Source organism: Paenibacillus sp. FSL W8-0187 (assembly GCF_037969755.1).
Lineage (GTDB): Bacteria > Bacillota > Bacilli > Paenibacillales > Paenibacillaceae > Paenibacillus_AQ.
In genome coordinates, this window is record NZ_CP150206.1 from 6,312,781 (window position 1) to 6,334,193 (window position 21,413).

Here is a 21,413-nt window from a genome sequence, read left to right on the forward strand (position 1 = left end):
AGCTGCAGCACTAAAAACGCTGCCGCCCTCGTACATTCGCTTCCGATTGCGTTTCATTTTTTTTATTTAGAGGCCGTATTGCTCTTGGCATCATCGATAAAGCTCTGAATCGTATCGTTGATATCCCACTTTCCAACCGAAACACCGCGGAAAGTGACTTCAACCTCTTCGGAACCGTCACTTCCTTTCAGCTCCAGATTAGGAGCTTTAATGGAGTAGGTACCGTCCCCATTCGAAGTATATTTTGCTTCCTTCGCTTCTTTCATCATCATGTTCAGCGCTTCTTTTTTTATCGTGTCCACCGTTTCTTCCTTCACCGTGGTTACAACCTCGCCGATTTTATCCAGGGAAATTCCGCTATACACCAACAATCCCACGATGATGAGTACGGCTAGCGCCCACTTAATGACGGTTCTCACCACATTCAGCACAATAAACAAGATAATTAAGGCGATAGCAATGACCAGCCAGTTTTGTTTAAGAAATTCAATCCAGACCTGAGTATCCAATTCAATTCACTCCCGTTCATCGTTTCAAAAGCGGCGGTTCATGCCGTCTTATTAATTATACATGATACCCCGCAAAGCTGTCAGCCAACCGGGTCTTTTCACAAAAAGGTATAAGCTTGCCCTTTCGAACGTACAAGTAGTAGTACCATATCAACTTTTGCCGGATAGGAGGGTGCCATATTGAAAACCGCATTATGGCTCTATATGTTTTTGTTTCTGGCGTTTTTTGATTTGCATGCTCAGTATCCAGTACTGACGCCCTTTGCCATCTCCCTTGGCGCAGCCCCTACGTTTATCGGCTGGATGATGGGCATTTATGCTTTAACTCATCTGCCTGGCAATCTGCTTGCAGGCAATCTGATCGATCGGCACGGCAGCAGACGCTACATTATTTTCAGCTTAACCGCTGCTGGTGTTATCCTGCTGCTCCAGGCTCATGTCCAACTGCCCTGGCAGCTGCTCGTGCTCCGCTCGATCAGCGGCTTCGTCTTGGCCTTTTTGTCACCGGCCTGTTTGGCGCTGCTTGCGTCTCTCTCCCGGGATCCTGTTACGCAAGGCAAATATATGTCCGGTCATGGCGTGATCCACACTCTTGCCTCTGTCTTGTCACCGGCCGCCGGCGCTTTCATTGTAGCCAAGGCAGGATTTTCCGGTACATTCCAGAGTCTGGGCTGGCTTTTGATTTTCACCGGCTTGATGGCGTTTCTCAGTCTCCCGAAGCCTCTGTCAGCCGCTGATAGAGATAAAGGGCAGGCTGTTCCGATCAACAGCGGGACACCGGCGCGGCTTCCTTTTAGCTTGCGCTTATATCTGATTCCATTTGCTATCGCATGCTCTCAAGGAATCCTGTTCTTTGAAATACCGCTGCGGGAAAGCGGGCTGGCAAGCATTATGTCCACCGGGCTTCTATTCTCCGTCATTAGCCTTGGAGCTTTGGTCACATTAAGCATGCTGTTTCTCAATCGTTATGCGCCCTATATCAGGGTGACCATCGGCGTATTGGGGCTCGCTATTTGCTTCTACGCCCTGGCTGCAGCAGACCATGTACCGATCACGGTCATCCTGTTTGCGCTCGGACTTGCTAAAGGATTGCTGTTTCCGGCATTATCCTCACTGTTCATAGAGCTAAGCGGCGGAGGCAGACTCGGGAAAGTCTTCTCATTGCAATCCATCGCCATGTCGCTGGGTTCCTTTGTAGGTCCTATTGCGGCAGGACAGCTCCGAACGGTGGTGTCCCCTTATTTTATCGCGTTTCTGATGCTGATGACCGTGCTGCTGCTGCTCCCCAAACGCAATCGTGAAGCACCTTTAACAGCTGTCTCACCAGAAACCCCAATCTCAACCGTCTAAGGAAGCTGCACCAGTCTTAAGCCAGCGCCCAAAAAGATAAGGATGGGCCAATACACAATCCATATGGGTAAAACCACATAAGATACAGTGTGGCAAATGACCACGTACATCTAACCAAGGGGTGAAGTAATCATGAGTCATGTTCATCATAAACATTGCCATGGGGGTTATGGAAATTCAGTCGGAATGGTTCTTGTATTGTACATTCTGCTCGTCATTATCTTGAGCTGTTTCTAGAAAACATGGGTTAACCTTGTTACGGCCATCCATTTGGATGGCCGTTTATTTTGCCCGCTTTGCATGATCGATAAAAAACAAGTTAAACTATACATACACCATTCGACACAACCATCATTCGACGGCGGATCATCATTTCCCGGGGAATGCTGCCAAGGATCTCCGTATCATGACAGAGGTGAAAAAAGATGCCGATATTCCTCATTGTAGAGGGCAAGAACGACCGGAGCCGACTACGCCGATTGCTGACATCGGATATAACCATCCTGTGCACATTTGGAACGCTAAACACCGCCAAGCTGGAAAGCCTTCATAAACAGGTGAAGGATCAAGAGGTGTATCTTTTTATGGATAACGACAGCTCCGGCAAGAAAATTCGCGGTGCCCTGCGCGACATCTTCCCTGATGCCGAACAGATCTATACGCGCCGGGGATACGCAGGAGTTGAAGGAACGCCTGACGAATACCTGATTGCCCAGTTAGAGAAGGCCGGACTGGAAGAGTTCATCATTTACCCGCCTCCTGCTATTAACAACGCAGATCAGAAATCACTATTTTAAATAAAAAAGGCGTCCTCCATCTTTAACGATAGAGCGCGCCTTTTGGTTTTACCTATAGGTTATTCCTTAATTAAGGTCTTAATGTCCTTCACAATATCCTCGGTCTTCACTTGGGCCGGATCCGCTGCATTATAGGTCTTCCGAATATTGTTATTCCGGTCAACCAATGCAATGGAATTGCCATGCGTGAAATTCGTCGAGTTATTGCCGAGCAGCGGGATTTTGAAAGAGTCCTGCATCAGCTTCCGTGTTTCCTCCTGATCTCCACGAAGGAAGTACCAGCCGTTATAATCCGCATAGAAACGGTCCCCGAACTCCTTAATCTTCTCTTTTGTATCGGTTTCCGGGTCAAAGGAGATGGACACGAAGTTAACTTCTTTACCGAAGATGCCCTCTTTCTTCAAGTCTTCCTGTATTTGCGAAAGAACCAGTGTTGTAATCGGGCATACATCCGGGCAACTGGTGAAATAGAAGTACATGAGCTTAACCTTGCCCTTGGTATCGTCCGATGTGATCGTCTTTCCATCCACATTCTCCATGGAGTAAGCGGCTACCTCACGAACGATTGGAAACTTTTCTTTTCCAAATCCTAGCGAGTTGTATACCAGGTAAATAGCTGCTATTACGCAGACAGCGAGTAGTACCCAAGTCCATTTGTAACGTTTGAATGCATTCATGACCTTCCCCGTTCTCCCTTCGTCTCAGGCAATCCCTGTTCTTGCCAGGTTTAGTTCAGCGTTAAAGCCCTTCCACCTATTAAAAAGTGGTATTGAGTATGAGAACGATCAGGCTCAAGGTCAAGTAGTTGATGGAGATAATAAATACTTTTTTGGACCAAGCTTCATCGTCCTTAGCACGGAAACCTTGGAGCGCGGCGTAAAGCCACCAAATAGCCAGAAGGAGTCCGATAACCAGAAAGAATATACCGGCGTATCCATACGTGTACATCAGGATGGGGATCGGTATAAGCAGTACCAGGTAAGGGATCATCTGATACTTCGTGCGTTTAATTCCTTTAACTACCGGCAATAACGGAAAGCCCGCTGCACGATATTCTTCAACCCGGCGAATGCCCAGTGCCCAGAAATGAGGCGGCTGCCAGAGAAACAGAAGAGCGAACAGCAAAACCGCAGCCATATCTACGGTTCCTGTCACGGCCACATAGCCGATCACCGGCGGCATCGCTCCTGAAATAGCGCCTACCGACGTGCTCCATGTTGATGACCGCTTTAACCATAATGTGTATACCACAACGTATACGAACATTCCGATCGCTCCGAATATCCCTGCCAATACCCCTGAGAACAGGAATAACATGGCTAGTCCAACGACCCCAAGAATGATGGCATACCAAAGAACAACCTTTGGTGTCAGCCGTCCGGTTGGAAGTGAGCGATTCCGTGTACGCTCCATCTTCATGTCAAGCTCTCTGTCGAAATAGTTATTGAAAACACAGGACGAAGCCATAACAAGCACGGTTCCGAGAAGTGTCATAATCATCAATCCAAATTGGATATCCCAACGCGATGCTAGCCAAAATCCGGCAAAAGCCGCTATCAAATTTGACCGGATGATTCCGGGCTTCGTTACCGTGATAAAATCTTTCCAAGTCCCCGCCTTATCGGGAGGTGCAGGCGCTGCCGAGGCAAGTGCTGCGGATTCTGAAGGAGCTTGGTATCTCAAGTGATTATCCACGTGTAAACGTTCCTCCTTGTATCTGTCGTTATGGAGGAAGTACTGCCTCCGCTATAAAGTTTATCATATCATTAGTAAAAAGTGTTTAGCAATCCTTCGGAATTCGTTCCATCTATATGACAATTCAGTGACATTTGGAAGCGATATATTCTTGACGTTATGCCGTTGTTTAAGGCACAATTTGTCTATGTAGCAAAGATGGGTGTCGATCCCTTAATATGAATACAAAGCCCGGAGCGCAATGATAGCGCTCCGGGCTTCCATACTCACGTTATGAGAAAGAGATTACAGCGTGCGGCCAGACCCCGAAAGAGCCTGTTCTGCTTGCTGTACCAAACGTTTTGTAATGTATCCACCCAGGGATCCTGTTTCACGGGAAGTATAGTTACCATAGTAACCGTCCTGAGGAATCGTTACGCCTAGTTCTTGAGCAGCCTCGAGTTTCAAACGTTGTAATGCTGCAGTTGCTTGAGGTACAACCAAATTGTTGCTGCGGCGTGCCATATTAAATATCTCCCTTCACTGAATGTCTGTTATTCCAGTGCAAGCTTGCAAACTTATTATGGCTCCTTCTTGCAACGTTATACGTATTTTTTTAATTTTTATCTTTGGAGGTTTTTTTCATATGAGTAAAGGCTTATCCCTATGGTTTGCGGTCTCTTCGATCATCCTGCTGACCGCCTCGGCTATATCCATCAGCTACAACGGATTTCTGGCCGTCGGTCTGGCTCTGCTCTCCATTCTCAACATAGGCTGGGGATTTATTATCAAATCCAAACGCAAGCCTTCTTAAGAAGAACCCTGCTTATTTACGAGCCAGAAAGCCCATCTTGTCTTTGACGCCATCCAGTATTTGAGCTGCAGTCTTCTGTGCCTGCTCTGCTCCCTTGGCCAGAATGTCATGGATTTCACCGGTTTGGCGAATTTCGTAGTATCTGTTTTGGAGTGGCTCCAGAGCGGCTACTACAACTTCGCCAAGCTCCTTCTTGAATGCCCCGTACATCTTCCCTTCAAAACGCGCCTGTACTTCCTGCAAGGATACCCCAGCACATTCCGAATAGATACTCATCAGATTGCTAACCTCTGGTTTAGCGGATGGGTCATAGACCACTTCGGCCCCGGAATCGGTTGTAGCTCTACTGATTTTCTTGCGGATTTGGTCCGGCTTATCCAGCATCGCAATATAACTGCCCTCAACCGGATTACTTTTGCTCATCTTTTTAGAAGCATCATCCAGCGACATAATTCGTGCGCCTACTTCCGGAATGAACGGTTCCGGCATATTGAAATAGGAACCGAACCGATGATTGAACCTTGAAGCTAAATCGCGCGTGATTTCCAAATGCTGCTTTTGGTCATCTCCGACCGGTACCAGATTGGCATTATACAGCAATATATCTGCAGCCATAAGCGCTGGATAGACAAACAAACCGGCTCCCACGGAATCTTTACCTTCCGATTTGTCCTTAAATTGTGTCATCCGTTCCAATTCGCCCATATTCACCATCGTTGTCATGATCCATCCCAGCTCGGCATGCTGAGGAACATGGGATTGCAGGAAAATATTGGCGCGACTTGGGTCGATCCCGGCTGCAACGTACAGTGCCGCAACCGACTCTGAGCGATCTCGGAGCGAGCTTGGCTCCTGCGGTACCGTAATGGCGTGCAGATCGACGACCATAAAGTAACAATTATGCTCGTCTTGAAGCTTAACAAAATTTTTAATGGCTCCAATGTAGTTGCCCAGTGTCAAATTGCCACTTGGCTGAATTCCCGATAATACTGTTTTCATGACTAGCCCTCCATTTATTTAAACTTTCTTAATCCAAAGTCTGCCCCGCTCGAGGGAACATATATGAACGCAAAAAGGCCTCACATCCGCAAGGGACGTGAGACCGTGGTGCCACCCTTATTCGCTGCACAAACTCTAATACTTAAGCTGCAGCCTTCTATTCTTGTAACGGAGAATACCCGGCCGGCATATTAAGGAATAACAGTATAATCCCTGTTCAGCCTGGCACTCAAAGGTCCATTCAGCAAAGCGGATCCACCGGTTCACATCAACCACCGGCTTTCTGAAGGATGGGCCGCACCTGCTTACTTGTCCTTGTCATCGTGTTTCAATCATTTTGGATCACTATTACATGCAATGATAAAACTCTTGCTCTGCCTTGTCAATTCTATTTTGGAATCAAGTCGTCCGATGTTTTGAAGCATTTCTTTTACCCTTTCCGCAAAAATCTGTTATGATGTGGTTAATCGTCAAGACCATGATTTCTGTTAGTAAAGGAGCATCGATATGAATCAAGTGACCAAAGGCCAGTGGAATGGTTACGACACCTATATTTTAAACAGCGGCCGTCTTGAAGTGACTCTCCTTCCTCGTCTAGGTAACAATGTCATTGGAATCAAAGACCTTGAAAACTCACGCGAAATCCTTCGAAAACCAGATGAAAGTGAGCTTGCATTCTATCTTCAGAAGCCCTACCACTTCGGCATCCCGATGCTCATTCCGCCAGGCCGGATTTCCAAAGGCCAGTTTGAGTATGGCGGAACAACGTATCAATTTGATCAAAATACCGCGAACGACAATCATATCCACGGTCTCCACCGATCACAGGCTTGGTGTGTCAGCGACATAGAGGAAGAGGATGATGGGTGCGCCGTTTCGACAGAGTTCATATCATCGGATGATCCAAAATGGATTGCCCAATTCCCAGTACCGCTGAAGCTGGAAATGACCTTTCGTCTTCAGGGTGCCCGCTTATCACAGAGTCTTCGTGCAACGAATCTGGGTTCTAGCCCTGTGCCGTTCGGTATGGGTTACCATACGTGGTTCCTGCTCGATGGTGAGCCCCATCGCTGGACGCTGGATCTGCCTGTAGAGGGCATTTATACCTTGAATAATGAACTGATTCCAAACGGCGATCTTTCACCGCTTGGCCATCTGGAACAACTGAATTCCGGACTCAACCTGAAGGAAGCCGACCTTGATACGATATTGAAAATCCCGGAAGGCAAACCAGCCGAAGCCATGCTTCAACGGGATGATGGTTACCAAATTCATTATTCGGCAGACCGCGCCTTTTTCAAGCACTGGGTGCTCTATACGAAAGGCGTCGCAGAGGAATTCCTCTGCATCGAGCCGTATACCTGGCTTCCGAACGCGCCCAATTTGAATCTGCCAAGCGAAGAAACCGGCCTGATTCATCTGGAACCGGGACAGACCGTGAACCTGAATACCCAGATCAGCGTCCAAAAAACGTCGCCGGAGGCAGAGCAGGGTAGTTAAGCCATTTCAGGTGAGCCATAAGATCTTCATATACTTAATGTTTTAAACAAGAGCAGCCCTTTGATTTCAAAGGGCTGCTCTTGTTTGTCTAAGATAACGACTATTCCAGCGATTCGGATAATTTTACCACCAAATGATCTGCCTCAAGCACGAATGAGATTCCTAGGATTCAGTCATAATATCCATATACAACATCAAAGGAGGTGACATGACATGGCTCAAGGTCGTTCTTCTAACAATCTTGTCGTACCTCAAGCAACTGCAGCTCTTCAACAATTGAAGATGGAAGCTGCTCAAGAACTGGGCGTAACGATTCCACAAGACGGTTACTATGGAAACTATACTTCCCGTGAAACCGGTTCTTTGGGAGGTTACATCACCAAACGTCTGGTACAATTGGCTGAGCAGCAATTATCGGGTCGTTCGAACCAGTAATTCGCATCTCTTCCCTCCAGCCGTAATTAGAAAGAGGCGATCTTCTCCCCAAAGATCGCCTCTTTCGTTATATATTCTATATGATAAATGATTTCAGGATTCCGAAGCAGCTTCGGCATATGTATTACGAGGGTACCGAATCATCAAGTTGGCCATGTTATAGTTGGATTCAAGTATAGCATCTACAACGACAATGCCTTGTCGTACCATAAATTCATAACTGATTTCGCCGTGTGTCCAGTGGCGTTTATGTTTCAGACTTTCAAGCGCCATCGTACGAAAAGAGAGTTGTTGAGCTTCACTTAGCCCCTCCTCAAGTGGAGCTATGACCCCGTTACGCCCAGCCAATGGATTATGCCGTATGCCAAATTTACCAATTACATTGTTTCGTATTTGTACAAATACTGTCCCTGAACTTAGACCTCCCAACTCTTCTTCCAGCTCTTTAAAAACGATGTCCAATTGTCTAGCCAGTGATAATTGATCTAGTTTTACCATCTCTTCTCCCCTCCTTTATTAGTAAATTCTCCCTATTACTAGGGCTTATGACTCATTATAGGGTAAAGGAATCAATGTATCAACAATATTCAACACATTTGGGTATTTATTACTAAAATTGCACAAATAATTTAGTTTTCAGCTCCTTTATTGCGTCAACTTTCATTCTTTTACGACAAAAAAAGAAGCCCCAGCGGGCTTCTTCATAGGTTGGAATTTGCATATACTGGGGAGGCAAAATCCTCTAGCAAATTCTTTTATCTGTTATTCCGATGAAAATCAACAAATCACGCCATATGTTCCGTCATTTGCAAGAATTGTCTAATATCAGATACGCAAGAGTCGGCTGCACTTTGCCAGAATTCGCGCTGGGTCAGATCCACGTTCAGATGTTTCCTTGCCAGATTCTCCACGGACATCACGCCGGTGTCACGAAGTAGGGCATCATATTTATCTGCAAAGGTCGGACCTTCTTCCAATGCCCGAACATAAAGGCCGGTACTGAACATATAACCGAAGGTATATGGGAAATTGTAGAACGGCGTCCCTGTGATATAGAAATGAAGCTTGGATGCCCAGAAATGCGGATGGTATGATGTCAGAGCATCACAGTAGGCTTCCTTCTGCGCCTCCACCATCAATTCCGAAATTTCCTCGCTGCTGAGCAGGCCGCTCTTCCGTTTGTCATAGAAGCGCGTTTCGAACAAGAAACGGGCATGAATATTCATAAAGAAAGCTACGCTGTTCTGAATTTTCTCTTCCAACAGTGCCAGCTTTTCTTCTTCGCTGCCGGCACCCTTCACCATGGCATCAAAAACAATCATTTCAGCAAAAGTAGATGCCGTCTCAGCAACATTCATCGCATACTTTTGGTTAAGCACCGGAATTCCGCCCATCAGATGCTGATGGTAGGCATGGCCCAGTTCATGCGCCAGGGTCGAAACGTTCGAGGCTGTTCCGCCAAACGTCATGAAGATTCGGGTCTGGCCGCTAGCCGGGAAGGAAGTGCAGAAACCACCCGGTCGCTTGCCGGCGCGATCTTCGACCTCAATCCAGCTCTTATCAAACGCCATTTGTGAGAAATCCGCCAATCTCGGGCTAAACTTACGGAACTGCTCCACAATGTTAACAGCGGCATCGTCATATGAGATTTTGGTTGCGGAAGTACGCAGCGGGGCATCTACATCAGTCCAAGACAAGCCTTCCAGACCAAGCAGCTTCGCTTTACGGTTTAGGTACTCCACAAGCACCGACTTGGTGTCCTGGATAACAGCCCACATGGTATCAAGCGTCTCACGGCTCATACGGCCAATCGCTAGCGGCTCCTTCAAGATATCATCCCAGCCGCGATTCTCGTACAGCTTCAGGCGGTAGCCGGATAAATGGTTAAGGGTATCCGCACAGTAATCAGCGGAGTCTCCCCATGCCTGCTCCCACTTTTCGAACATGGATTGGCGTACTTCCCGGCGAGGATCATGCATTTTATTGAATGCCTGTCCTGCGGACAACATGACCGTCTTACCGTCTTCCTCATACGGAATCTGGATTTTCTTAACGATGGTATCGTAGAACTCTCCCCATCCATGATAACCGTCTACGCCAAGCGATAGAGCTAAGCTCTCTAACTCAGGGCTCATCTTATCCTTTGCGAGATTACGGCTTTCGTTCAATACGAAATCAAGCTCGGACACCTTATCTGTACCGGTCCAAGCGGTCCAGAGTTCGTCATCCATTCCACGAAGAATGTTATCGAATTGGTTCTTAACCGATTGCAGGGTCGCGGACAACGACGTTACCCGTCCGGATAATTGAACGGCCTTCTTGTCATTCACATTTTGCGCGGTCAGGCAACCCACGAATGCAGAGACTTCACGGATACGGGCATAGGCGCTCTGGAACTGCTCAAGGAAGCGTTCAAGGCTGGAGGCGCCCTCCATGGTTTCCGGAACGGTCAATGCTTTAACGGCTTGCTGAAGATTATGTACATCCTGCTCAAGAGACTCAAGAAAGCTGACGAGCTGCGGTGAGGAAGAGCCTCCGGGAAATATCGATTCCAAATCCCAAGTTTGTTGAAGTGCCATCGAACATTCATCACCTTTCAAAATAAAATATGAATTCAAGCGGAATACCATTTGTGTGGACTTAGGGAAAAGTGTATAACTATATATAACTCAATTTATGTTATCCCTGCTACAACCAATTTACTGCTGAAGGAGCCAAAAGCCATGAGACCTTTGCAAATATCACCGGAGACGGCCGTTACATTATCCAAGCAGCTGGGCGTTCCGCTGGAACAGCTGATGCATATGCCTCAGCATATATTAATGCAGAAAATTGCCGAGCTTGCCAAGAATGAGGAAGCGAAAGCAGCGAAACAAGATGATGAGTCCCCATCATCGGAGAACTCATGATTCCTTTTTCCAATACTTGGCCTTATGATGTCGTTGGAAACGACGTGTATGTACACAGCTGCCCATTCTGCGGAACCGACAATGTATTGCTGCCGATGAAACCCAAGGAACTGATAAGCGTAAGGGAAGGGAAAAAGAAGCTGCTGATCTTCCCCTGCTGCCACAACAAAGTAACCGTGCTGGACAGCGACATCGACTACTTGCTCACGGATCAGCGATTACGCTGACTTCACCGTAGAGCATGAGTTCAGCCTATTCGTGTTTATCCAAATAGCCTGCTGACCCACCCTTCAGCGGGCTATTTGCATTAGGACATTAGGACTCTGCCTGAAGTGCCGTGTTCTTCTGCTCCCGAATCTGCTCGGATATCAGCTTCCACTGCTCTCTGGATGCGCGTATCATCGCGGCATCCATAATCTTGTCATCCTGGACCACTCTGGAGAACCATTGAACCGCCTCCTGAAACTGTCCCAGCCTTCTGTGGATCTCCCCGATCAGATACAGCAGCCTAGCATCATTCGCCCCTACCCCTTCCAGCTCAAACACTCGGACATAGGATTCCAGGCTATAACTCAAGAACCGCTTCTCTTGATCCTCGTTGCCCTGATAACGATACAGCCAAGCGATATGATGCAGCAGGCTGGCCACAATACGATCCCGCTCCCCGATCACTTGCGCACAGAGGAGAGCCAGCTTGTACGACTCCAGAGCATCCTCCAGATTGCGCGAGCCGCTCATATCCCTCTTCTCCCAGCGGCATCCGACTTGCTCATAAAAGAGCGCCTTCTGCCGTTCGTTCAATTTCAGGGTCGAGTTTTCCGTGGAGGCAAAACCGCATTCAGGACAGATCCGCACCACGTAAAAATCGGGATTCTCCGATTTATAGTAAGCGCAAAAATCCGTATCTGTACGGTATGCCTTTTTAAAGCTGGGTCTCACCCTGGACGTTACATATTCATGCTCACAGTGCGCACAAATCACCTTGATGGAATACAAGGGTTCCAATTTCACGCCATTCGCCATCCCTTCATTCGTGTCTAATTCCTGTTTAGATGTAGGTATATGGCACTAAGGAGTATTCACGAAATGGTGGGCGGGACCGGACAGACGCTGCAGCACAAAATCACGTAATTCATCCTCCACGCCAATTTCGATTAGGGCTCCTGCCATGCAGCCAAGCCATTCTTCGGCATGGCGATCCGTAATCGGGAATTTCATGTGCCTGGCCCGCATCATCGGATGTCCGAATGCTTCCGAGAACAAGGCTGGCCCTCCAAAAAACTGGCTCAAGAACATATATTGTTTCTCCATCACCGGCATAATGTCTTCCGGAAACAATGGCGAAAGCAGCTCATTTTGCTGCACTCTCGGATAAAAAGCTTCGACGAGCGAACGTACACCCTCGGCACCCCCGAGGTTATCATAGATGCTTAAGTTCGGATCCATATCCGCTAATTCTCCCATCTGTTATATGATTCGCTTTCGATTGGATGTACCTATCCATTATACCAAAAAACAACAAAAAAAGGCGCTAAGCCATGGTTAGCACCTTTTAGAACTTATTAATAACTGCGCCAGTCCTCTTCACTCTGGACGAGAGAAGCACGTATAACATAAACGAAGGCGCATACTAGGATACCTGCGACTATGCTCATGATCATCACTCCATCCAAACATAATACGAAAGATGTGCTTTGATGTTTTTTATTATAGCACAATATCCCCGAAAATAAAGCATAAATGTAACCGCTTTCTCATGTTTTTTTATACTGTTTGTCCTATATCCTGCATAGATTTTTAACAACGGACCTATATTTCTATCATTCACATCGATGCCAGGGGGCGTATTCCTTATTATGACCATGAAAAAAATGGGCTGGCTCTTGCTTGTGACGGCACTGCTCAGCGTAATTGTCCTAATGGCTTTATTTCCCGAAGCTGCGCTTCAATCCGCACTCCGCGGCCTGTCGATATGGTGGGACGTGCTATTCCCTTCCCTATTCCCGTTCTTTGTTATTTCAGAGGTGCTGCTGGGGTTTGGCGTAGTGCACCTGATAGGCACGCTCCTGGACCCTATGATGAGGCCGTTGTTTCGTATTCCGGGCGCAGGAGGATTCGTGGCAGCGATGGGATATGTTTCAGGATACCCGGTCGGTGCCAAATTAACCGCCAAGCTATGGGAACAAAAAATGGTAAACCGGGAGGAAGGTGAGCGGCTTGTTGCTTTCACTACCTCTTCTGACCCTATATTTCTAATTGGAGCGGTCTCTATCGGGTTCTTTCACGACCCCAAGATTGGTTTGATCCTTGCCTTGTCCCATTATGGTGGAGGTTTCCTCGTAGGCTTGATTATGAGATTTCATGGCAGGCATGAATCCAATAGAGCAACCGATTCACTCCACCTATCCCAGGCTAAGACAAGCAGACTAAAGGCCGCCCTGCATGCCATGCACGCGGCACGTGAGCAGGATGGCCGAGACCTCGGCACCTTGTTAAGACAAGCGATACATTCATCGCTTCAGCTCATTATCGTTGTCGGCGGGCTCGTCGTTTTCTTCTCCGTATTTCTTGAGCTCTGGACCCAGGCCGGCGCGATGCCAGCGCTAACTGAAGTCATCAGTTTGCTGTTATCTCTAGTTGAGATGCCTGAATCCTTATCCACAGCCATCGTAGGAGGATTGTTTGAGGTCACACTCGGTGCTCGATATGCCGGCGAAGCGGGGGCGGCAATTCCATTGCCATACAAAGTGGCCGCGGCTGCCTTTATATTGTCATGGGGCGGCTTGTCCGTTCATGCCCAGATCATCAGCATCCTGAACTCTACCAACCTTAGATACTTCCCTTTTGTCATTGCCAGATTGATACATGGTGTGATTGCCGCGACCGCTGTATTACTGCTGTGGAGAAGTGTTATGGGATCTTCGATACCGACCATGGCGCTGCCGGCTGTTTCGGATTCCGCCCTAAACGGGTATACCCATATTATGGCGGCTTTCTGCATCCTGCTTGGTTTCCTGATTGCGGTTGCGTTGTTTATTCAGATCATTCGAGGACTGCAGCAGAAAATCCGCAAATTCCCAAGGTGAACATTGTGTTCTTCTCCAAGATTGATTATCATCTTTATATAACCTTACAAAGGAGCTTATCAACTTGAGATATTATGTTCTGGACCGCGGTGACCCATTGTCTGTCGAGCTGACCCAGCAATTTCACAAGCTGGCGGAACAGCGGGGGTTTGTGCTGGATGCAGAATCTCCGGAAATTGTGGTCTCAATCGGCGGAGATGGTACAATGCTGCATGCTTTCCATACTTTTATTGACCGTATTCCTGACCTCGCTTTTGTCGGTGTCCACACGGGCCACTTGGGATTCTATGCTGATTGGAAGGCCGATGAACTGACAGAGCTGATTGATCATATGAGCGGAGAAGGCGAAAACGGCAACGTGAAGCCGCGCCTCGTCAAGTACCCCCTGGTTCAACTGGAAATTCATAAAAAATCAGGAACGTCCTCTTACATTGCCTTAAACGAATTTACGCTTAAAGGCGTTGATGGTACCGTTGTCGCGCAGATTGACATCAACGATGTAACCTTTGAAATGTTCCGAGGAGACGGGATCTGCGTGTCTACGCCGTCCGGAAGCACGGCCTATAACAAAAGTGTCGGCGGAGCGATGGTTCATCCTTCCATCGATGCTCTGCAGATCGCGGAAATCGCCTCGATTAACAATCGGATTTTCCGTACGCTGGGCTCACCGCTGCTTCTGCCTAAGCATCATCATTGTGATATATTCTCGCGTAAAGAACAGCGTTTGCTTCTTACTATCGATCATGTGAATATCTCGATTGACGACCTCGTATCCGTACGCTGTCAAGTGGCGGAACAGCAGGTCAGTTTTGCACGCTATCGGCCGTTCCCGTTCTGGAATCGTGTCCGTGATGCATTTCTTGGCTAAAAAAGAAGAACGGCCACCTGGCTTACTGGTGACCGTTCTTTTTTATTGTGGCTGTTCAGCCGGAGGATTAGGCTCCTTGGAAGGCTTTGCTTCCTTCTCTTTGGACTCCTTAGCATCCTTAAGATCACGTGGCTCGCGTCTGGATTCCTTTGCTTCGCGCCGCTCGCGTTGGTCCTTGTGCTCCTTGTCTGGTTTAGGACCCTCCTGCAGGGTTTCCTTACTTCCCTTCGCTTCCCCCTCACCCTTGGTTTCCTTGGGGGGTAATTCACGAATCTCCATAGGCTCTTTGGAATTGGATTGCTCTTTGCCATCCTTCTGCTCCTTGGTTTTCTGAAGCACGAAGTGAGCACAGCCAAAATTGCAGTATTCGTTAATGTAATCAGACATGCTGGAGAAGGTAGAATCCTTGGCAGCCTTAGGATGATTATCCCGATAGAAACCTTTAAGCCGAAGCTGATTGTAACCCCAATCTCCCACGATGTAGTCATAACGGTCCAGCACCTCGCTGTACCGCTCCCGGAAAGCTTCCAGATTCCAGCCGTTTCGATGGTCCTTTAACACTTCATAACTCTTGTTTCCGATAACGATCATTGAAAGCTTCCCCTGCCTTTCCAAAGGTTAAGACTGCACGGTCTCTTCCTTGTTGCGTTCTGCAGATTTCACTTGCTCGTGTGCATGATAGGAGCTGCGCACCAGAGGGCCGGACTCCACGTGGCTGAATCCGCGCTTCATTCCCTCTTCCTTCAAGATCGCAAACTCTTCCGGCGTATAGTATTTTTCCACATTCAGATGCTTCGGCGAAGGCTGCAAATATTGGCCGATTGTCATGATATCGCAACCCACCGAACGCAGGTCGTCCATCGCTTCCAGAATTTCATGCCATTGTTCGCCGACACCCAGCATAATGCTGGACTTGGTCGGAATATCAGGCTGCATGGCCTTGGCATTCTGCAGCAATTGCAATGAACGGGTGTACTTCGCTTTGGCGCGAACCCGATCGGACATTCGCTCCACCGTCTCAATGTTATGGTTTAGGATGTCCGGTTTCACATCCATCACGATCTTAAGTGCTTCTTCGCTTCCCATAAAATCTGGAATCAGCACTTCCACCGAGCATAGCGGCAGACGTCTGCGAATGGCTTTAACCGTTTCAGCGAATATGTAGGCTCCGCCATCTTTCAGATCATCCCGTGCCACACTTGTTACTACGCAGTGACGCAGGTTCATCTGTTCCGCCGCTTCCGCTACGCGTTCCGGCTCCTGAAGATCCAGTTCCGTTGGAAGTCCCGTATTGACAGCGCAGAATCGGCAGGCGCGAGTACAAATATCACCCAGAATCATAAAGGTTGCCGTACGATTAGCCCAACATTCATAAATATTCGGACAGCGAGCCTCTTCACACACCGTGTGCAGTGTCTTGGATCGCATCATGCTTTTGATTTCTTTATAATTATCGCCAGTAGTCAGCTTGATTCGAATCCAGTCAGGTTTTGGCTGTTTGGTTTTAGACAAAGAAAAAACCTTCTTTCGAATTTATTGATGTAACTCAAGACATACCCCATCGTTTGCTGTCCCATATTATATCATGAAAACCATCACATTACTTGTTTCGCATCGATATGAGATTAATCTAGTTGCGGCATGGATAAAAATCCTTGTTTCGTTTCACCCTACAGTATAGGCATGACTGTCCGTCCTTAATTATGACAATCCAAAAGGAGGAGAAGGACACATTGAGGATTTTTAAACCATTGAGCGCAAGCGGCATCATGATTCGCTGCACTGCTGCAGCTGTGGCTGCCTTGACAGCTGCCTGCTGCATGTGCGGGCCTGTGTCCGCATCCACCTCTATTGCGGTCAGCATCGCTGACGATACGGTAAAAACAACGAATGCTAGCGCCATTTTCGCAGACCGGAAGTCGTTATACGATGAGATTTCCACCGTTACCCAAATTCCTTGGTATCGCCTGGCTGCCATTGACCAGTATGAGCGGACACTAACTAGAGTCCACCCCAAGGATCGCAAGCATTCGGACCGGACGCTCGGCATCTTCATCCCCTCCACAAGATGGGCCGGGGCGTTAAATCCCAATCAGGAAGATGTAAATCCGACGTCGATCAGCGTATTTTCCGGCATCGGGCTGGATGGAGATGGGGATGGCAAGGCAGACCGGAATAATGATATCGACCTGCTATATACCGTTGCGGCAAGACTCTCACCCTACGGGCATGCTGCTGATGATTTCAGCATCGGCCTCTGGTCATACTACCAGAACACGCGGGCCGTACAGCGCGTCATGCAATACGCCAAATTGTATGAAACCTTTGGAAAGCTGGACTTGTTTGACCATGCATTTCCTCTCCCGGTCAAAAGCAACTACTCATACCGAAGCACATTTGGAATGGGCCGCAACTGGGGAGGAAGAAGAGTTCATGAAGGCACGGACTTGTTTGCCAACTATGGAGTCCCTGTCCGGAGTACGTGTTACGGCGTTGTCGAAATTAAAGGCTGGAATAAATATGGCGGGTGGCGCATCGGCATCCGTGATTTGAACAATCATTATCACTATTACGCCCATCTTCAAGGCTTTGACAAAGGGATCTCGCTCGGGGATGTCGTTACGCCGGGTCAAACCCTCGGCTGGGTTGGCAGCTCCGGCTATGGCAAGCCGGGAACCCAGGGCAAATTCCCTCCACACCTCCATTACGGCATCTACCGGGATACCGGATTGACCGAATGGGCATTCGATCCTTACCCGCTGCTGAAACACTGGGAAATGGAAGAAAAACGCTCGAAAAAAACGCGCTCCTGAGTTCAACCCAGGGGCGCGTTTTCTACGTAAGGACATACATAACTGGCCAACTGAATCATGGTGCAGGCTTCCATACGCTGGCGCCAAAATGGAATTAGACAGCGCTCTTAGCCTCCGGTGTTGTTTCCCCCCGTTTGTCCGGATAAATCCGCTGCGCCAGGTGAAGGTTCCAGAGGCGGCGTTGTTCCATCTGGAAGATGATCCGGCGTTGTTGCAGGCGGGATTTCCTGCTCCGTATTATGGCTGTTCTCATTCGTAACGGGCGGCGGTATCGCTATGCTAGGCGCATTTGCCTTGTTCTCACCGACGGCCTTTCCTTGCCCGTCATAATAATACATCGGCACATCGCCGACCACGAGCAGATAAGAGATGGGAATATCGGTTTCCACAATCTGCGGCTCCATGTCAAAAGGAACAACAACCGCTACTTCCGTTACAATGTGGACGAATACCTCCACCAGAATCATGTTGATGCCTGCACCCTGCTGCCTGGTGTCCAGTTGAACCTTCACCGCTCCCTGCGGCTCGATCTTTAATGGAATTTGCGGACCGAATGACGCGATGATCGGGCTTTTTAACACCTGACCAAGCGGAATATGCTCCTTGCGCTTATGGATATCGTCCAATGTGCTCTGAACAACCTCCGTTGTATGGGACGTGATTTTTAAATGCTCGGCATAATTCAGCATGAATCCCGTCACTTTGCCGGAGCTATCCGTTTTCCAATTGACCAGATTATCAAAATCCTTGCCCTGCGTCACCTGAGAGGTGATCGCTTTATTAATCGCTTCAGTGGCAATCTGTTTGACCCTTATTTGGGCTAAATGCATGATCGGCGGCCGCAGATTCTGTTCAATATACATAAAAAACTCAACGATCCCAAACACAAGGAGCAGAGCACCGATCAGCCACCATTTTTTCATGCTGCGTCGTTTGGCAACCTGAGGACGTCCTCGGCTCTGCGGTACGGGCCGGAAACCTCTGCGCGGTGGTTTATAAGCTCTCCTTGGTTTGGGCCATGATAGGGACGGAAAAGATAAACGTCTGCTTCCCCATCTCTTTCGTCTCATGCTTGGTCCCCCCTATTTACTCCCAGAGGAGCATGTTTACCATGGCAAGCTATCCTGTATAGAGGGTATGCGGACAAACGGCAAAAAAGAAGAGCAAGGTTGGCTTATCCTCACTCTTCTTCCTTACAGATACTCATTTTCAAGAAAGACTGAATCAAGAATCTACTGGTCGTTCATTGGATGGTCTTCTTGATCTTCCACATAATATTTCAGCATCGACAGTTTATTCTCCCAGAAGCGGTCGAAATAAGCCAGCCAATCTTTCAATTCCTGAAGCGGTTCAACATCCAGCCGATAGCGGGTTTCACGTCCAACCTTGCGGTCCTGCACAAGTCCCGCTTCCTCCAGAATTCGGAGATGCTTGGAGACAGCGGTCCGCGTCATGGAGAAGTGCCCTGTAATTTCTTTAACCGGCATCTCCTTATCACTTAACAAGCCAAGCAGCTTACGGCGTGTCGGATCTGCGATCGCTTGATAAACATCATGCTTCGGAGCAGCTTGCGACATAGATTAGGCCTCGACGTATCCCGCAAGCTTCTGAACAATGCCTGCCCAGCCTTTGTCCATACGGCCCCGTACGATATCGTGAGTTTCCTCGAACTCGGTCACTTGATCCGCTGTCCAACCGCCGTGTATGAGCGTGAATTCCGTATGATCTCCCTGCTGTACCAGTTCGAACGTAACGCTCCAATCCTTGCCCCAGTTAAAAGACAAACGGTTAGGCTTGTCAATAAGCGTGACCTTGCAAGGAGAATTTCCCCATGGGCCTGCATTCAATTGAAACTCAAATCCTTCCACCGGTTCAAAATTGTTGGGCATGAACCAAGCCGAAATCCCTTCAGCCGTTGCCACGGCTTTCCACACCTTCTCGATGGGTGCTTTCAGCACAAGCGTATGACGAATATCCGGCAGCTTGCCGTTTGATGTGTTATCCATATCACATTAACCTCGCTTATGTTTAAAATTATGAAACCATTTGGTTTCCGTTATTGCATTATAGGACACCAAATGGTTTTACGTCAAATACCAATATTCACCTTAATCCCATTCAGCACACCTAGGTCCAGTTCCCCTTAAAGCCAGGCAAACCAGGCATCTTGCCAACATCTCCTGACTTTGAACTCGCTAGGTCTGAGCCGGGTAGGTCTTGTTCAAGAAGGCGATCGATTCCCGAATCAACTGCTTTAGGACCTCCATATCAATGTCCGCCACTTTATTAATATACACGCAGCCTTTTCCCGCCGTATGTTTACCGAAACTCGTCAACAGCTCCCCCCGCCGCTCATCGCCCGGCGCAAAATACAGGCTGATTTTTGCTTTGCGCGGCGAAAAACCTACAAACGGCGCATCTCCTTCATGCCCGGTAGCGTAGCGGTAATGGTAGGAGCCAAAGCCGATGATGCTGGGTCCCCACATCTTAGCCGGAAAACCGCTCGTCTCCTCAAAGACCTCCAGCAAACGATAAGCATCCTCTCGTTTTTTTGGCGAATCCACTTGCTCTATAAACTCCACCACGCTGTGATCCGTTTCTTTTGTTTTTTGCTCGTACATGGGTTTTACTCCTTTCGAACACTCTGTTATTATTACCATCCTTATCAAAAATAAGAAAAACGTCATCGACGTACTTGCATAGAAGACAGACCGCATTTAGCGGAAGTTTTTCTTACGAGATAAGAAGGGTAAGCCTCTGAAGCTTACGCTTTCTTATCTCTTAAATAAAAAAAGCCGGATATGATTAGCAGTTGCTTTCTAATCACTTCCAGCCTTGTCGAGCCGCTCCGGTCATTATTGACCGGCGTACTCTCTTTGCCGTAAAGCCTCATACATCAATACCGAAGCAGCCATAGCCGCATTCAACGATTCGGCTTTCCCCGGCATGGGAATCCGGATCGCATCGTCCACAAGTTCGGCAACCTCAGGTGAGACACCGCGCCCTTCGCTTCCGATCACGATCCAGCTTGTCCCTTGAAAATCATACTCGAAGCAGGAGCGATTCCCTTCCAGCATGGTTGTGACCAATCGAGCTCCCCGTTCCCTGGCTTCCGGCAAAATGCTCAGCAGATCACCCTCCAGCACAGATAGATGAAACAAGGATCCCATGGTAGAGCGCAAGGTCTTGGGGTTATACAAATCCGCACAGCCGCGTCCCAGAACCACGCCTGCAGCCCCTACGGCATCTGCGCTTCGTATGATGGTTCCCACGTTCCCCGGGTCCTGAAGACCGTCCAGAACGACAACCAAACCGTTCTCGCGCAGGATCAGATCCTGCCATTGACGTGCTTCTTTGCGAACCACGGCAAACACCTGCTGCGGTGACGGCGTATCACTGACCTTCGAGATGACGGCATGGGATACGCCAATCCATTCGGCGCCTTGTCCAGTATCCGATATATGACGGAGTTCTTGGGGAATCCCCTTCTCCACATCATAAGCAACGCACTCGACGTCCGCTCCGGATGACAGTGCTTCCTGTACGAGATGAATGCCTTCCACCACATACTTGTTCTGCTTGTCTCGATGTTTTTTCTCCTGCAGCTGTGCCCAACCCTTCACTCTGGCATTCTGCGGCGATAGTATCTCCATGGTAAT

General features: G+C 48.3%; 26 protein-coding genes and 1 other annotated feature. Of the genes, 10 read left to right on the forward strand and 16 right to left on the reverse strand.

Annotated elements, in window-relative coordinates; translation table 11 throughout:
- Window positions 1-62: 62 nt before the first annotated feature.
- Window positions 63-509: a hypothetical protein gene (locus MKY48_RS28665; RefSeq protein WP_076324857.1), complete on the reverse strand. Its 447-nt coding sequence runs from the start codon at window positions 507-509 to the stop codon at window positions 63-65.
- Window positions 510-689: 180 nt separating this feature from the next.
- Between MKY48_RS28665 and MKY48_RS28670 the strand changes: the two genes are divergently transcribed.
- A complete protein-coding gene (locus tag MKY48_RS28670; RefSeq protein ID WP_339268003.1) occupies window positions 690-1,859 on the forward strand; it encodes an MFS transporter in 1,170 nt (389 codons plus the stop codon).
- A 425-nt stretch (window positions 1,860-2,284) separates the two neighbouring features.
- Complete coding sequence (locus tag MKY48_RS28675) at window positions 2,285-2,656, forward strand: toprim domain-containing protein (RefSeq protein ID WP_339268005.1); 372 nt, start codon at window positions 2,285-2,287, stop codon at window positions 2,654-2,656.
- A 59-nt stretch (window positions 2,657-2,715) separates the two neighbouring features.
- Here the strand turns inward: MKY48_RS28675 and MKY48_RS28680 are convergent, their stop codons facing one another.
- The 3 genes from MKY48_RS28680 to MKY48_RS28690 all read right to left on the reverse strand — a co-directional run bounded on the left by MKY48_RS28680 (window position 2,716) and on the right by MKY48_RS28690 (window position 4,855).
- On the reverse strand, window positions 2,716-3,333 hold the full coding sequence (locus tag MKY48_RS28680) for an SCO family protein (RefSeq protein ID WP_076324860.1): 618 nt from the start codon (window positions 3,331-3,333) through the stop codon (window positions 2,716-2,718).
- A gap of 79 nt (window positions 3,334-3,412) precedes the next feature.
- Window positions 3,413-4,351, reverse strand: coding sequence for a heme o synthase (gene cyoE, locus MKY48_RS28685; protein ID WP_076324861.1), 939 nt, complete (start codon window positions 4,349-4,351; stop codon window positions 3,413-3,415).
- A 285-nt stretch (window positions 4,352-4,636) separates the two neighbouring features.
- Entirely contained in the window at window positions 4,637-4,855 is a 219-nt protein-coding gene (locus MKY48_RS28690; RefSeq protein WP_015737431.1) for an alpha/beta-type small acid-soluble spore protein, read from the reverse strand.
- Window positions 4,856-4,976: 121 nt separating this feature from the next.
- On the opposite strand from MKY48_RS28690, the gene MKY48_RS28695 reads away from it, so the two are divergent.
- Entirely contained in the window at window positions 4,977-5,144 is a 168-nt protein-coding gene (locus tag MKY48_RS28695) for a hypothetical protein (protein WP_179090693.1), read from the forward strand.
- 12 nt (window positions 5,145-5,156) lie between these two features.
- On the opposite strand, the gene trpS is transcribed toward MKY48_RS28695, so the two are convergent.
- Window positions 5,157-6,143: a tryptophan--tRNA ligase gene (gene trpS / locus MKY48_RS28700; RefSeq protein ID WP_339291774.1), complete on the reverse strand. Its 987-nt coding sequence runs from the start codon at window positions 6,141-6,143 to the stop codon at window positions 5,157-5,159.
- An 88-nt stretch (window positions 6,144-6,231) separates the two neighbouring features.
- Window positions 6,232-6,474, reverse strand: a binding site (T-box leader).
- Between the two features lie 176 nt (window positions 6,475-6,650).
- On the opposite strand from trpS, the gene MKY48_RS28705 reads away from it, so the two are divergent.
- Window positions 6,651-7,643 (forward strand): aldose 1-epimerase, encoded by a 993-nt coding sequence (locus MKY48_RS28705; RefSeq protein WP_339268011.1) that lies wholly within the window; start codon window positions 6,651-6,653, stop codon window positions 7,641-7,643.
- 213 nt (window positions 7,644-7,856) lie between these two features.
- Window positions 7,857-8,078 (forward strand): alpha/beta-type small acid-soluble spore protein, encoded by a 222-nt coding sequence (locus tag MKY48_RS28710; protein ID WP_339268012.1) that lies wholly within the window; start codon window positions 7,857-7,859, stop codon window positions 8,076-8,078.
- 93 nt (window positions 8,079-8,171) lie between these two features.
- Here MKY48_RS28710 and MKY48_RS28715 read toward each other — a convergent pair whose 3' ends face one another.
- Together MKY48_RS28715 and MKY48_RS28720 are read right to left on the reverse strand one after the other, a co-directional pair.
- Window positions 8,172-8,576: an O-methyltransferase gene (locus tag MKY48_RS28715; protein ID WP_076324865.1), complete on the reverse strand. Its 405-nt coding sequence runs from the start codon at window positions 8,574-8,576 to the stop codon at window positions 8,172-8,174.
- A gap of 287 nt (window positions 8,577-8,863) precedes the next feature.
- The gene (locus MKY48_RS28720) at window positions 8,864-10,657 is read right to left on the reverse strand and encodes a M3 family oligoendopeptidase (protein ID WP_339268015.1); all 1,794 of its coding nucleotides are present in this window, start codon (window positions 10,655-10,657) and stop codon (window positions 8,864-8,866) included.
- A 144-nt stretch (window positions 10,658-10,801) separates the two neighbouring features.
- On the opposite strand from MKY48_RS28720, the gene MKY48_RS28725 reads away from it, so the two are divergent.
- Both MKY48_RS28725 and MKY48_RS28730 read left to right on the forward strand, forming a co-directional pair.
- Window positions 10,802-10,987 carry a YycC family protein gene (locus MKY48_RS28725; protein WP_076324867.1) on the forward strand — a complete coding sequence of 62 codons (186 nt, stop codon included), beginning with the start codon at window positions 10,802-10,804 and terminating at the stop codon, window positions 10,985-10,987.
- On the forward strand, window positions 10,984-11,214 hold the full coding sequence (locus MKY48_RS28730) for a hypothetical protein (protein WP_071222370.1): 231 nt from the start codon (window positions 10,984-10,986) through the stop codon (window positions 11,212-11,214). The genes MKY48_RS28725 and MKY48_RS28730 overlap by 4 nt, the downstream gene beginning before the upstream one ends.
- 88 nt (window positions 11,215-11,302) lie before the next feature.
- On the opposite strand, the gene MKY48_RS28735 is transcribed toward MKY48_RS28730, so the two are convergent.
- Window positions 11,303-11,998 carry a DUF2225 domain-containing protein gene (locus MKY48_RS28735; RefSeq protein WP_339268017.1) on the reverse strand — a complete coding sequence of 232 codons (696 nt, stop codon included), beginning with the start codon at window positions 11,996-11,998 and terminating at the stop codon, window positions 11,303-11,305.
- 57 nt (window positions 11,999-12,055) lie between these two features.
- On the reverse strand, window positions 12,056-12,433 hold the full coding sequence (locus MKY48_RS28740) for a globin (protein WP_076324869.1): 378 nt from the start codon (window positions 12,431-12,433) through the stop codon (window positions 12,056-12,058).
- 410 nt (window positions 12,434-12,843) lie between these two features.
- Here MKY48_RS28740 and ylbJ point away from each other — a divergent pair, with 410 nt between their 5' ends.
- Together ylbJ and MKY48_RS28750 are read left to right on the forward strand one after the other, a co-directional pair.
- A complete protein-coding gene (ylbJ, locus tag MKY48_RS28745) occupies window positions 12,844-14,073 on the forward strand; it encodes a sporulation integral membrane protein YlbJ (RefSeq protein WP_339268019.1) in 1,230 nt (409 codons plus the stop codon).
- A 64-nt stretch (window positions 14,074-14,137) separates the two neighbouring features.
- Window positions 14,138-14,941, forward strand: a complete 804-nt coding sequence (locus MKY48_RS28750; protein WP_339268020.1) for an NAD kinase — start codon at window positions 14,138-14,140, stop codon at window positions 14,939-14,941.
- A 42-nt stretch (window positions 14,942-14,983) separates the two neighbouring features.
- Here MKY48_RS28750 and MKY48_RS28755 read toward each other — a convergent pair whose 3' ends face one another.
- Together MKY48_RS28755 and lipA are read right to left on the reverse strand one after the other, a co-directional pair.
- Window positions 14,984-15,532, reverse strand: a complete 549-nt coding sequence (locus tag MKY48_RS28755; RefSeq protein ID WP_339268021.1) for a YutD family protein — start codon at window positions 15,530-15,532, stop codon at window positions 14,984-14,986.
- Between the two features lie 27 nt (window positions 15,533-15,559).
- On the reverse strand, window positions 15,560-16,453 hold the full coding sequence (gene lipA / locus MKY48_RS28760; protein ID WP_076324872.1) for a lipoyl synthase: 894 nt from the start codon (window positions 16,451-16,453) through the stop codon (window positions 15,560-15,562).
- Window positions 16,454-16,674: 221 nt separating this feature from the next.
- Here lipA and MKY48_RS28765 point away from each other — a divergent pair, with 221 nt between their 5' ends.
- Complete coding sequence (locus tag MKY48_RS28765) at window positions 16,675-17,754, forward strand: M23 family metallopeptidase (protein ID WP_339268023.1); 1,080 nt, start codon at window positions 16,675-16,677, stop codon at window positions 17,752-17,754.
- 107 nt (window positions 17,755-17,861) lie between these two features.
- Here the strand turns inward: MKY48_RS28765 and yunB are convergent, their stop codons facing one another.
- The 5 genes from yunB to MKY48_RS28790 all read right to left on the reverse strand — a co-directional run bounded on the left by yunB (window position 17,862) and on the right by MKY48_RS28790 (window position 21,407).
- On the reverse strand, window positions 17,862-18,677 hold the full coding sequence (gene yunB, locus MKY48_RS28770; protein WP_339293563.1) for a sporulation protein YunB: 816 nt from the start codon (window positions 18,675-18,677) through the stop codon (window positions 17,862-17,864).
- A gap of 309 nt (window positions 18,678-18,986) precedes the next feature.
- On the reverse strand, window positions 18,987-19,331 hold the full coding sequence (locus MKY48_RS28775) for a metalloregulator ArsR/SmtB family transcription factor (RefSeq protein WP_339268024.1): 345 nt from the start codon (window positions 19,329-19,331) through the stop codon (window positions 18,987-18,989).
- Between the two features lie 3 nt (window positions 19,332-19,334).
- Window positions 19,335-19,760 (reverse strand): SRPBCC domain-containing protein, encoded by a 426-nt coding sequence (locus MKY48_RS28780; RefSeq protein WP_339268026.1) that lies wholly within the window; start codon window positions 19,758-19,760, stop codon window positions 19,335-19,337.
- Window positions 19,761-19,949: 189 nt separating this feature from the next.
- A complete protein-coding gene (locus MKY48_RS28785; protein WP_076324877.1) occupies window positions 19,950-20,375 on the reverse strand; it encodes a DUF1801 domain-containing protein in 426 nt (141 codons plus the stop codon).
- Between the two features lie 234 nt (window positions 20,376-20,609).
- Window positions 20,610-21,407, reverse strand: a complete 798-nt coding sequence (locus MKY48_RS28790; RefSeq protein ID WP_339268029.1) for an RNA methyltransferase — start codon at window positions 21,405-21,407, stop codon at window positions 20,610-20,612.
- Window positions 21,408-21,413: the final 6 nt, after the last annotated feature.